General features: G+C 38.9%; 12 protein-coding genes and 1 pseudogene. 6 read left to right on the plus strand and 7 right to left on the minus strand.

Annotated features, from left to right (window positions below):
- Positions 1-122: 122 nt before the first annotated feature.
- Complete coding sequence (locus D7V92_RS03000; protein ID WP_121772242.1) at positions 123-344, minus strand: antitoxin VbhA family protein; 222 nt, start codon at positions 342-344, stop codon at positions 123-125.
- 124 nt (positions 345-468) lie between these two features.
- Here D7V92_RS03000 and D7V92_RS03005 point away from each other — a divergent pair, with 124 nt between their 5' ends.
- The 5 genes from D7V92_RS03005 (at position 469) to D7V92_RS03025 (ending at position 7,379) form a co-directional block, all read left to right on the plus strand.
- On the plus strand, positions 469-672 hold the full coding sequence (locus D7V92_RS03005; protein ID WP_032539496.1) for a helix-turn-helix domain-containing protein: 204 nt from the start codon (positions 469-471) through the stop codon (positions 670-672).
- Between the two features lies 1 nt (position 673).
- Positions 674-3,904, plus strand: coding sequence for a type I restriction endonuclease subunit R (locus tag D7V92_RS03010; RefSeq protein ID WP_121772243.1), 3,231 nt, complete (start codon positions 674-676; stop codon positions 3,902-3,904).
- Between the two features lie 5 nt (positions 3,905-3,909).
- Positions 3,910-5,568 carry a class I SAM-dependent DNA methyltransferase gene (locus D7V92_RS03015; RefSeq protein ID WP_121772244.1) on the plus strand — a complete coding sequence of 553 codons (1,659 nt, stop codon included), beginning with the start codon at positions 3,910-3,912 and terminating at the stop codon, positions 5,566-5,568.
- Positions 5,569-5,662: 94 nt separating this feature from the next.
- Positions 5,663-6,664 (plus strand): virulence RhuM family protein, encoded by a 1,002-nt coding sequence (locus tag D7V92_RS03020; RefSeq protein ID WP_121772245.1) that lies wholly within the window; start codon positions 5,663-5,665, stop codon positions 6,662-6,664.
- Between the two features lie 127 nt (positions 6,665-6,791).
- Entirely contained in the window at positions 6,792-7,379 is a 588-nt protein-coding gene (locus D7V92_RS03025; RefSeq protein WP_233572780.1) for a restriction endonuclease subunit S, read from the plus strand.
- Here the strand turns inward: D7V92_RS03025 and D7V92_RS03030 are convergent.
- From D7V92_RS03030 to xerA, 3 genes are read right to left on the minus strand one after another with little or no spacing between them, the layout of a single operon-like run.
- Positions 7,359-8,129: a DUF2971 domain-containing protein gene (locus D7V92_RS03030; RefSeq protein ID WP_121772246.1), complete on the minus strand. Its 771-nt coding sequence runs from the start codon at positions 8,127-8,129 to the stop codon at positions 7,359-7,361. The two genes, D7V92_RS03025 and D7V92_RS03030, sit on opposite strands and share 21 nt — an antisense overlap.
- Before the next feature lie 2 nt (positions 8,130-8,131).
- A complete protein-coding gene (locus tag D7V92_RS03035) occupies positions 8,132-9,298 on the minus strand; it encodes a restriction endonuclease subunit S (RefSeq protein ID WP_121772247.1) in 1,167 nt (388 codons plus the stop codon).
- A gap of 48 nt (positions 9,299-9,346) precedes the next feature.
- The gene (gene xerA / locus D7V92_RS03040) at positions 9,347-10,339 is read right to left on the minus strand and encodes a site-specific tyrosine recombinase/integron integrase (RefSeq protein ID WP_121772248.1); all 993 of its coding nucleotides are present in this window, start codon (positions 10,337-10,339) and stop codon (positions 9,347-9,349) included.
- A gap of 149 nt (positions 10,340-10,488) precedes the next feature.
- Between xerA and D7V92_RS22375 the strand changes: the two are divergent.
- A pseudogene (locus D7V92_RS22375) lies at positions 10,489-10,947 on the plus strand (restriction endonuclease subunit S); the annotation flags it as partial.
- 226 nt (positions 10,948-11,173) lie between these two features.
- On the opposite strand, the gene D7V92_RS03050 reads toward D7V92_RS22375, so the two are convergent.
- From D7V92_RS03050 to D7V92_RS03060, 3 genes are read right to left on the minus strand one after another with little or no spacing between them, the layout of a single operon-like run.
- On the minus strand, positions 11,174-11,572 hold the full coding sequence (locus tag D7V92_RS03050; protein WP_036928685.1) for a hypothetical protein: 399 nt from the start codon (positions 11,570-11,572) through the stop codon (positions 11,174-11,176).
- Between the two features lie 34 nt (positions 11,573-11,606).
- Entirely contained in the window at positions 11,607-12,548 is a 942-nt protein-coding gene (locus D7V92_RS03055) for a relaxase/mobilization nuclease domain-containing protein (RefSeq protein WP_121772249.1), read from the minus strand.
- Positions 12,538-12,846: a MobC family plasmid mobilization relaxosome protein gene (locus tag D7V92_RS03060; RefSeq protein ID WP_049703211.1), complete on the minus strand. Its 309-nt coding sequence runs from the start codon at positions 12,844-12,846 to the stop codon at positions 12,538-12,540. The genes D7V92_RS03055 and D7V92_RS03060 overlap by 11 nt, the downstream gene beginning before the upstream one ends.
- Positions 12,847-12,959 lie beyond the last annotated feature (113 nt).

Below are 12,959 nucleotides of genomic sequence, written 5' to 3' on the forward strand. Positions count from 1 at the left end.
CTATTATGAGGGTTATTACTTATTCGGTGTAACTTTTTACTATATCAGTGTGATGATTCTGATCTTTTAGCCATTCGAAAATATCGAATAACTGAAATGCAACAATATTGTATGTGAGCATTTTAGTCATTTCTTAGTCGTTTTTGTGCGTAATGCTCTTCTATCATTTTATTGACTTCATCCATTGATATTTCTCCCTCTATATGTTTACGTGCCATTTCAATAAGGAAGCCTGAAACCGTGAGATTATCAACAGCCTGTAAACCAATAGATGTTCGCCAAAGTTTGGCACGTTCACGTTTATCTACGTTTTCATCATTTAAGTATTCGTCAAATATATGCATGATCTTATTTGTTCTTTTTGAGTTTTATGCCCAAAATTGAGCTACGTATGATACAAAAGTACAAAAACGATCCCGATTATCGAATATAATTCGCTATATTTGCTCTACAAAATTAAATTAAAGAATGAAACTGAATAGAATAAAGGCTGTCCTTTTGGAAAAAGGTATTTCTCAAACATGGTTGGCGAAGAAACTTGATAAGAGTTTCAGTATGGTAAATGCCTATGCATGTAATCGGATTCAGCCTAATTTGGAGACCTTACAAGAGATAGCAGAGATACTACAAGTGGATTTAAAGGATTTGATAACCGACAAAAAGGATAGGTGACATGAAGCAATTCTCGGAGGCTACACGGGTACAGATGCCTGCAATGGTTCATCTTACTCGAATAGGATATACTTACTTCGGTAAGTTGAGCGAAGATAAGAATAGCACTGTATATGACGGTGATACGAATATTCTATTGCCAATTTTTGAGCAGCAGTTCAAAAGACTGAATCCTGAACATGAGGGTGAGTATCTTCAAGTCTTGAAAGATATTCGTAAGGAACTGAATGATGATGACCTCGGTCGTGGGTTTTATAACCGTCTGAAAGCCGTATCTCCTGTAAAGTTGATTGACTTCGACAATATCGGAAACAATACCTTTCATTTCACAGCCGAATTTACTTGTAAGAACGGACAAGATGAGTTTCGACCTGATATTACTTTGTTTGTGAATGGCTTGCCACTTTGCTTTGTAGAAGTGAAGAAGCCCAACAATCAGGGTGGAATGTTGGCGGAGAGCGCACGAATGAACAAAGAGCGTTTTCCAAATAAGAAGTTCCGTCGTTTCATTAATATCACGCAGTTAATGATATTTAGCAACAATATGGAATATGATGCACTTGGTGGCATTGTACCCATACAAGGGGCTTTCTATTGTACTGGAGCACGCTCATATTCTCCCTTTAACTGTTTCCGTGAAGAAAATCTGTCTGCACAAAAGATTGCACCTTTCCATCGTGATTATCCATATAAGGACATTGACAAGACAGCGGAAAAACAGATATTATCAGATTATAATTGTCAAGTCATTCATACAAGCCCAGAATATCAAACCAATCTCGATTTCAATACGCCTACTAATAGGATGCTGACTTCCATGTGTTCACCGGAACGTTTACTGTATATTATTAAATACGGTATAGCATATGTTAGAATGGAACGAGAGGTAGATGGAAAGATTGAATCTACCGACCAAAAACATATCATGCGTTACCAACAATTGTTTGCATCATTGGCTATTCGCAAGAAACTGGCCGAGGGTGTAAAATCTGGTGTGGTATGGCATACACAAGGTAGTGGAAAAACGGCCCTGTCTTATTACTTGACATTTATTCTCAACGATTTCTATTCTAAACAGAACAAGGTGGCTAAATTCTATTTCATAGTTGACCGCCTCGATTTGTTAGAACAAGCTACACAAGAGTTTGAAGCTCGTGGATTGGTAGTATCGACTGCTAATTCAAGGGCTGAATTGATGGCGCAATTCCGTAGTAATCAAGCACAGCAGGGGGTAAGTGGTCAGGCTGAAATAACGGTAGTAAATATACAACGCTTTGCGGAGGATAAAGAAAAAGTACGTATCAACGACTATGCTACCAACCTTCAACGTATCTTTATTCTTGACGAAGCACATCGTGGGTATAAACCCGGTGGCTGTTTCCTTGCCAATCTGTTTGATGCGGACACTGATGCAATAAAAATTGCACTTACAGGTACTCCGCTATTGAAGGAAGAACGTGCCAGTTGTAAAGTGTTCGGAAACTATCTGCACACTTATTATTACGATAAATCCATTGCGGATGGTTATACGCTGAAAATCATTCGTGAAGATATTGAAACATCATATAAGGAACGTCTTTCGGATGTGTACGACAAACTAGAGACATTAGTACAGAAGAAAGACATCCGCAAATCGGAAATCATAGAGCATCCGAGTTATGTAAACGAGTTGGCTCGTTATATCATGACGGATTTGAAAGAATTCCGAAAAATACAAGGGGATGACACTTTAGGCGGTATGGTTATCTGCGAAACTAGCGAGCAGGCTCGACGACTTTATGATGTATTCCAAGAGGAATGGCAAAAATACCAACCGAAGCCCATCAAGATTAAACTTCCTGATGGTTCGTTTATCGTGGGTGAACCTGAGGTGGATTACAAATCAAAGTATAGACCGCTGAAAGCCGGAATCATTCTTCATGATACAGATGACAAAGAAACGAGGAAGCAAATAGTCAAGGACTTTAAGAAGAATATGACGGTGGATATTCTCATTGTCTTCAATATGCTTCTGACTGGTTTTGATGCACCTCGTTTGAAGCGTTTATACTTTGGTCGTAAATTGAAAGACCATAATTTGCTTCAAGCTATTACTCGTGTAAACCGTCCTTATCCGGGGATGCGTTACGGTTTTGTCATTGATTTTGCCGATATTAAACGTAATTTTCAAGAAACGAATGAAGCGTATTTGCAAGAGTTGAATCGGTTTAACGATGTGGATGAAACAGGAGAAGAAGCTGTTACCGATACCTTTACCCAAGTCATAGAGGACAAAGAAGAGATTTTAAAGCAAATGAAACAGGTGCGTCAGACTCTGTTTGATTATTCCTATGACAATGCAGAGGAGTTTTCTTCTGAAATTTCAACAGAAGAAGATAAGGCTGTACTGCTTGACTTAAAACAGGCGTTAGAGGCAGCTAAGAACATGGCTAATATCGTGCGTACTTTTGGCGACGAGGAAATGAAAGAGCAATTTGCCAAACTTGAAATTACCAAGCTGCCACAATTGCTATCTGAAGTGCAAAGGCGCATTGGTATTATCAATCAAAAGGAAGCGTTTAGCGTAGGAGAAGAAACAAAAACGCTAATCAATGAAGCAATGATGGATATTGAGTTTACTTTTTCCAAAATAGGACAAGAAGAAATGCACCTTATATCAGGAGGAATAGAACTCAAAGAAAAATGGCAGCGTACCATTACTTCATTCACGCAGAATTTCGACCAAGACGATCCAGAGTTCATTTCGTTGCGTGATGCTTTTATGGAGCGGTTTAAAGAACATGGATTTGTGATTGATTCCATTGCTAAGTTTAGTGAGGAAACCCAAGCGTTGGATGAGATTATCGTTCGTTTGCAAGACCTACAAAAAAGGAATAATGCGTTAATGAAAAAGTATAAGGGCGATGAAAAATTTGCCCGTGTACACAAGCGCATACGAGAAGTAAATAAACAGAGAGAGGAAAAAGGACAAAAGCCGATGTTTTCTTTTCTGGACGAAGAGATTGCAGCCATTCTCAATATTATAAAAGAGGATGTGGATGCCAAAGTCTACGACCGTAACGACATTCTAAAAAAGGATGCTTATTTTAATCGTACGGTGATGGCTCTTATCAACGGATGCTTGTATCATTTCCCACAGATTAAGCCAGAGATGGACGATTATAAGTTTATCCAAACACGTATTTCACAACAGTATATCAACCAATATAACGCCACTTACGGCATTGCATAAAGATTATGTCAGACATTAAAGAAAAAACATTAAAGCTAATCGATGGTCTTAAAGCCACCTGCCAGTCATACGGTATGGGTAACGATGGCAACGAATATAAAATTATCACTCAGGTATTTCTCTATAAATTTCTGAATGATAAGTTTGGTTATGAACTGAAAAATGCGAAGAGTGAGATTGCCAAGAAATTGACGGGAGATGTAAAATGGGAGACAGCATACGAGAATCTTTCTGATGATGAACGTATGCTTATTCAGAGTGCCATTTCTCCGGATGTTCCGATGCTTGAACCTTACCACTTGATAGCCAATCTTTGGAATCAACAGGGGAAAGGGGATTTTGATACCATCTTTGATTCCACTATGACAGACATAGCGGAACAAAATGCGGATATATTTTCAACACAGACTACTGCCAACACAAAAATTCCTTTGTTCGAGGCTTTGACTCCATTTGTGACCGATACGGCACAACGTGCGCCATTTGCTCGTGCATTGGTGGATAAGTTGGTGAACTTCTCTTTCGAAGAGGCGTTTGCGCAAAACTACGACTTCTTCTCCAGTATCTTTGAGTATTTGATTAAGGACTATAATACCGCTGGAGGTGGAAAATATGCGGAGTATTATACGCCTCATGCCATAGCAACGATTATGGCTCGTCTGTTAGTGGGGGATAATGCTGATTTGCATAGCATGGAATGTTATGACCCTTCGGCAGGAACAGGTACACTTCTGATGGCACTTAGTCATCAAATAGGAGAAGAACGCTGTACCATCTTTTCGCAAGATATTTCCCAACGAAGTAACAAAATGTTGAAACTTAATCTGCTACTTAACGGACTTGTGTCTTCGCTTGATAATGCTATTCAAGGTGATACACTTGTAAGTCCATATCATAAGAGTGATGACGGACAACAGTTACGTCAATTTGATTTTGTGGTAAGTAATCCGCCTTTCAAAATGGATTTTTCCGATACTAGAGAGAAAATAGCTGCTATGCCTGCTCGTTTTTGGGCTGGAGTCCCCAATGTGCCAGCTAAAAAGAAAGAGTCAATGGCGATATACACCTGTTTTATTCAGCACGTTATCAATTCGTTGAAAAAAACAGGAAAGGGGGCGATTGTTATCCCGACAGGTTTTATTACGGCTAAAAGTGGTATTGAGAACAAAATTCTTCATAAGATAGTAGATGACAAAGTTGTATTCGGTTGTGTTTCCATGCCAAGCAATGTATTTGCCAATACAGGCACAAATGTCAGTGTGTTGTTCTTTGATAAATCAGCCACTACCGAAAAGGTGATTTTAATTGATGCCAGCAAATTGGGCGAAGAATACAAGGATGCTAATGGATTGAAAAAGGTGCGTCTGAACGATGATGAGATTGAGAAGATTGTCGGCACATTCCAACGAAAGGAAGCTGTGGAAGACTTCTCTGTTTCCGTTACATACGATGAGATTAAGGAAAAGGGATATTCTCTTTCTGCCGGACAATATTTCGACATCAAGATTGATTATGTAGATATAACCGAAGAAGAGTTTAATTCCCGAATGGCAAACTACAAGCAAACCCTTTCCGAACAATTTGCAGAAAGTCATCGTTTGGAAGATGAAATAATGAAACAGTTGGATGCTTTACATTTTAACGCAAACGTAGGTAACGAATAAACGAGGTATTTATATTTTGTCCCACGAAATGTGGGACAATTAAAAAATTGCCACAATTGTTTGCCAATTATAAAAATAAGAAATTGAACTAACAATGAGTAACGAAATACAGTTTTTACTATATAACCTCCCTGATGAAGAGGGGAAGGTACAGGTCATTATAAAAGACGAGACTATTTGGTGTACGCAAAAGGCTATGGCAGAGCTTTTCGGTATTGACAAATCGGGTATTAGTCGGCATATAGCCAATATCTTCAAGGATGAAGAACTACAGCAAGACACGACAGTTGCAAAAATTGCAACTGTCGTAAACCGAGGTATAAGAGGCGAGGTGGAAGATTTAGTCGATTTCTATAATCTTGATATGATTATTGCAGTTGGCTACCGTGTTTCTTCCCCAAAGGCTACAAAGTTTCGTCAGTGGGCAACCAAGATTCTCAATGAGTACATCAAAAAAGGGTTTGTGCTTGACGATGAACGCTTAAAGCAGGGAACGGCAGTATTCGGAAAAGATTATTTTCGTGAATTGCTGGAAAGGGTACGCTCTATTCGTGCCAGTGAGCGACGTATCTGGCAACAGATTACCGATATATATGCAGAATGTAGTATAGACTATGATAAGAATTCACCTACGACTCGCGATTTCTATGCCATGATACAGAACCGTTTCCATTATGCTATCACTGGACAAACGGCAGCAGAGATTATTTATACAAAGGCAGACCATAACAAAGAACACATGGGGTTGACTACATGGAAGAACGCACCTGATGGACGTATCTTGAAATCGGATGTGTCAATAGCTAAGAACTATTTGCAGGAAAAGGAAATTCGTCAGTTGGAACGTACGGTCACAGGTTTCTTTGATTATATAGAAGATCTTATCGAGCGTGAAAATACATTCAATATGTCTCAATTTTCTGAAAGTGTCAATGAATTCCTTACATTCCGCCGTTATCAGATTTTACCGGACAAAGGACGTATTTCTGCCTCGCAAGCCAAAGCAAAGGCAGAAAGTGAATACGATATTTTTAATAGAACCCAACGGATTGATTCTGACTTCGACAAACAGATTAAAGGGATGTTGGATAAGTAATTCTTCCGCAAGTTGTGGAAAATTTATTTATTCAATGTCTACATTTACTCCCCAACTTGGGGAGTAAACACGATTATTATAGAAGAGAATGAAGCTAAGTTGGGTAAGGAGTAAAACGAAAAAAGTGATGGAATTGAGAAAATATAATGCAAATCGCACTCTAGTTCTGAAAATAAATCAAATTGTGCGTACAGTTTCAGAAACTCACAAATTTGATAAAGACAAACTCATTGCCATAAATACATCTGATGTAGAAAATGGTGTAATGGGTAGCGGTACGCTAACTTCTGTAGATGAGCTAAAAGGTCAATTTAAGAAGACCATAGTAAAGGATGATATTTTGTTCAGTGAAATACGTCCCGCTAACAGAAGATTTGCTAAAGTTACAACAGAAGATACTAAAGACTATGTTGTATCAACTAAATTAATGGTATTGCGAAAATATAATGAAGATGTTGATTTAGAGTATTTCTATTATTGTTTGACCAATCAACCTTTTCTTGATATACTCCAACGAAGAGCCGAAAATCGGATAGGTTCATTTCCACAGATTACATTCGATTTGCTTTCGGAATACGCATTCCCAATACCACCAATCAGCGAACAGAAAAGAATATCAAGTGTAATATCTACGTTAGACAAAAAAATAGCTCTTAACCGTGCGATAAATCAGAATTTACCGATACTTGACCGTTCATATAATTACAGGTCGTAATCTAAAAGCACTTTCATCTACTTCCATTTGGTACAACCTAATTTGCGGATTTAGTTCCTTGCGAACATATTGGATTATTTTTTCTTTCTCAGTTTGTTCTATATTGACACCAAAATAGATAGACTCAAAGCATTCGCCTTTCAGTGGCATATAGTGGTGTATTTCACGCCAATCCCATATTTCTTTATCCTGCTTAGCTTGTTGTGGAGTAAATGCTGCGTACATAGGACTTGGTTTTGGTATGACTAATCTTACCTCCTGTTCATATTCCCAATCCTTTGCTTTTGTTCCCCATTGGTAGCTGCATCTATCATTTGCACTATTATATGCGTTTGGACGTTCTATTATATCCTGATATTGAACATCTATGACAAGTGGTTCAAGATATAGTGTACCAAACATCGGTGGAACAGATTCCATCACTTTGTCTACATCAAGTCCTATACAAACACCTTTATGATTATAACAATAATGACTCCACATGAGTAAAGAATCATTGATTTTTGATAAACTACATAGCCATGTATCATTGCGCAAATTGAGTGCATTATTTTCCTCTTTCTCTATACACCAATCTTTTGGTATCCATCCTTGAAGTTTTGTGCCCGGTACATTTGAGTAGTCAATTAATTTAGGATGACAATCAAAAGGGTCATTCAGTTGAGACGCATTGGTGAATTGGAGATTCTGGTTTCCAATCATGCACTTTGCGCCAACTATATCTAAATATTTGTAGAGTATGCGAGGCATTTTTATTCTATTGTTATTTGTCCATTCATTAAAAGTGGTAAAAGTTCGTCACGCTGCTTGATAAGATTTGATATTTCCTCTTGCAACTTCACTATCTGCTTAAAGATTGGTGATATAAGTTCCTCAAATTTATCCGCAATATCTTTGTTATCAGGTATGGCGATTGTGCTTTGTTGTAAATGGTCTTGCGTAATATGTCCCATCGTTGTTTTCCTTGCTTCTGCCATTTTCTTGAATACATCGACATAATCCAAAAGTTGAAAATAGTAGAATGACTTCGGGAAATCATTTGCAGATGTAACCTTAAAGATGTGCTGATTAAGTCCTCCAAGCCCATAAGCCCAGAGCATAACTTCCAGTGATGCCGACCATGAAAATAGCACATCACCATTATACACCTTTACTGATTCTGGTATATTTGACGTTACCTCTTCAGTGTCAACAGAAATACCATCGTGCATTTCTCGTATCTTGATGACAGGTAATGGCACTTCATCATCCTTTGGTCTGAATTTCTGACAAGCCAAACCATTTGTAAAAACAGCAATTTCAAAAAGGTTCCCACAATGCCAGCCAACAGGAATGTTGCGTTTCAGCTTATCATTCCAAAGCATTCCACCCCCACTTGATTTATACGGCTTGCCCTCCTCGTTGGGAAAATCAAACTGTACAAACCAATAATCATAGAATTGCCTTGCCATCGCCTCTAAATTCTGATTTATCTGGCGATTGACAGCTATTTTCTTGTCAAGTGTTTGAAGAACTCGTGCAATCATTGTTTGTTTTTCAATACTTGGCAAGAATATCTTTAATCCATAGTAGTTGTCAAATGTCATACTCGGAACTCCTGTACCTGAATCTAAATTACTTAAATCCAGTAATGACAAATATCTATACAAATAATAAGGATTTGCTAACTCTGTATTTACTTTTGTATAATACAGAGTATCTACAGTCCAGAAGGGGACATCGCAATATTGAATATTATCTAATGTACCCTTACGGGGTAACAGAACACTTGGTTTGTTATATAGAAAATTATCAACATAGCGCATAATGCCCCCACTTCCAAGAACAGGGTATTTCCCGTTTGAAAGCATCTTATGGTCTTTGCCATTTTTTATTTTTACTATATCTGAAAGCCTGTAAGATTGCATATCCTTTTCCATTTAATCCGGCAAAGTTACGCATTTTCAGGCAGAATCCTGCATGATTACTTATCCCAAGTACTTCTTGTGAGCCAATTTTACATTGTTTTGGTTCACAATAGCATAATGCAGTGTTGTGTCAATACGTACATGTCCAAGTAAGCGTTGTACCTGTTCAATGGGCATACCTTTGTCGATAGCCATTGTTGCAAGGGTACGACGGAACTTGTGAGGATGAACCTTAGGTATAGAAAGTGCTTGTCCCAATTTCCGAATTCTTACTTCTACGCCACTGATTGTTAATCGTGTGTGAGGCGAATGGAGCGAGACGAATAAAGCCGGATTGTCATCTGTACGCCCATTAAGGTATTGTTGCAAATGCAGTTTGGTTCGGGCATTGAAATAAACAACACGTTCCTTATTTCCCTTTCCGAATACCACACACTGTCGCTCGTGAAAGTCTATATCTTCACGGTTCAGTTTTACCAATTCACCCACACGAATGCCTGTAGATGAAAGAAAGTCTATAATGGCAAGGTCTCGTTTGTTGGTGCAGCTATCTCGAAGTTGTTCCAACTGTTCGTCAGAAAGTACCTCTTTTACAAGTGAATCTGTTTTAACCTTGTGGATGCGTCTGACTGGGCTTTTTGCGATGCAGTCTTCATCTTCTAACCATGCAAAGAAACTAGAAAAGATACGTCGCATATTATCAATGGTAACTTTGCTGGATTGATGTTCTTCTTGATAATCGGATAGATAGGTACGAATGTCGGATGTGGTAATATGACAGATAGCCATTGAAAGCGTAACTAATAGCCGTTCAATGGTATTACGATAGTACGCTAATGTCTTATCCGAACACCCCTCTATTTTCTTTGCTGATATAAAGGAATTTAGGAATTGTTCGTTTTCTTGTGTTTGCAAGTACACACACTCCTCTTTTTCGATAATCTCAACGTTATGCAGTTCTGATGTAAGCACAGCTTTAAGCTGCGCCATTTGTCGGCAATCTAAGTCACGCTGCATCTTCGCAACTATCGCCTGAATGATGTTTTCTTTCATAATTCTGATATTTACGTCTTTATATATAATATAAGAGACCGCTAAATCAGAATTTAGAGGCGATGGCGAAGCAACTTTATGACTATTGGTTTGTGCAGTTTGATTTTCCCAATGAAGAGGGCAAACCATATAAGTCAAGTGGCGGCAAAATGGTTTGGAATGAAAAATTGAAGCGTGATATTCCTGCATTATGGGAAACCAAGACGATAGAGGATGTTGCTGACGTTTACAATGGTGCAACACCGTCAACTGTTAATGACCAAAATTATGGAGGAGATATTGTTTGGATTACTCCGAAAGATTTATCTGACCAAAAGCAAAAATTTGTCTATCAAGGAGAACGCAATATTTCACAAGCAGGATATAATTCTTGCAGTACTCATTTATTGCCTTCAAACACAATATTAATGTCAAGCCGTGCGCCAATAGGTCTGTTGGCTATTGCTAAAACAGAGTTGTGTACCAATCAGGGATTTAAGAGCTTTGTTCCAAAAGAAGAAAACATAGAAACCTATTTGTACTATTATCTGCAAATTCACATCAAGCTAATAGAACAACTTGGTACAGGCACAACCTTTAAGGAAGTGTCACGTGATGACATATTGAAATTTCCAATTCTAAAGCCACAAGGCGATGTATTAAACAAATGGAGTAAAATTGAAACTGGTATCAATGATAGGCAATTGAGATTACAAAAAGAAAATGAGAATCTGACTAAGCAGCGAGACGAACTCTTACCACTTCTGATGAATGGTCAAGTGTCGGTAAATTCTGATTTATCGGTATATAAGAGAAGGAGAGGAAAATTCCCCTCCTTAACTCTAAAACCATGTATCAGACATTCAAATCTTTCAGTGCTAGTGCATAATTGGGACAAAAACCGTCCATTATACACTTCAAACCAAGTGTCTGATAGTACTTGTGGTCATCATCTTCGGTGCAGAGGTATTTGTAACCGTAGCGTGGCATGTACTCCTTGAAGAAGCGAGCCAAGTCTTTCAGGCTTTCTTCTTGGCTCTTCTTGAAGTTGCTGCGCACAATGATGATAGACCAGTCGGGGAAGTTGCCTCTTCCACAGCTATATTCCCAGAAGCGGATATAGCAGTCTAAATCACGTTCACGGATGTCCACACAAAAGCCGTTGGCATGTGACATCACGCTACAACTTTCTCTGTAGCCAAACTTCTCGCACAAGTAGAGATTGAAATCAAGAATTAAATCTTTTTGAACCATAAATAATTGAACTTAAAATGTTAATAAAAATTGATTATAAATGAAAGCCTCGCTTGCGCTTAGCCTTTTTCTTTTTCATCAGGCGATTGAACTCTGCTTCTTCTGCGGCAGTGGCATCGTAGGATGAGTTTCCGTTTAGTAAACCGAGATTGAAGCCGAAGCTATCATCGGAATGAGAAACGTTTTGCTGCACCTCTTCTTTCTGCTGTTTGGGCTCTTGCTTGGCTGACTCCAACAAGGATGCACAAGCATTCTCTTCCAGTCGGTTGTCGATATTCAGGTAACTGAATTCTCGGCTGACCTTTGAGCCGGAAAAAGAAAAGCCGTTATATTCAAACTTGACTCCCTGTATTTCTCGTGTAGTCCGGCAGACCTTGAATTTCATATCAATGTCCCGGTCGGCAAGCGCATCTTTCAAATCATCCCAACTATGAGCTTTGGGCAGTTCTTCTTTCAACGCCTTGTATATCTCGTGCTTTGCCTTGTCGTAGGGGCGCAAGCGTTCCTCTTTGATATGGTCTTTACCATTGGCAAAGTGCAAGCGATATTTGGCGGTCAACATTTTGCAAACTTTCTCATTCCTGCGAAAATCATTCTTGTCGCTAATCGTCTTGCCATCATTGTCCACTCGGTTGAAAACGATATGGCAATGTGGATGCTCACGGTCGATATGCCGAGCAATGATGTATTGCGTGTTTTCAATACCTATCAATTTCATATAGTCGTGCGCTATGTTCAGCATCAGAGCATCATCGGACTTTAATCTTGCACTGTCTTCCGGTGAGAAGTTGAGTGAAGTGTGTCCGATAATATTTTTTACCTTGTCGTTGAGTAATGCCTGCAACTCAAATTGCTCTGCCATCTGTTCGGGTGTCCCCTCTACTCCGACTGCTTCCAATAGTTTAGATTTTTCCTCTTTGAGGACATAGCGGACACAACCACCGAACGAAGTTCCTTTAGTCTGCTTACCTATCATCTTTCAGTCGTTTTATAAGTTGATTAATGTGTTGAGCCATTTCTTCGCATCTATCCGCAACGGCAAAGAAACCGTAGGTGTTTGCCTGTCTTGCCAACTGGTTAAGATTGGTGCTTTCACCAATCAGTTGCCGGATGATGTGGATATGCTCTTGCGTAATTCGTTCACGTACCGAACCGTTCTCGATGAGCGAACGGATGACTTCGCTTTGAGTCTGCTTACTCCGTCTGCAAAGCGCACCAAGCCATGCGTATTGCTGATATGACAGACGGAGTGTTACTGTATATTTCTTTTCCATTTGAATCTGTTTTTAAGTAAATAAATTGTGACCATCGGGAGCCGCCTCCTCAGACTTTTTGAGGAGCAAGTGGTCGGGAAATGTAATACACCGACATTAACTTGCTACAGTAA

Source organism: Parabacteroides sp. CH2-D42-20 (genome assembly GCF_003670185.1).
Classification (GTDB): Bacteria; Bacteroidota; Bacteroidia; order Bacteroidales; family Tannerellaceae; genus Parabacteroides; species Parabacteroides distasonis.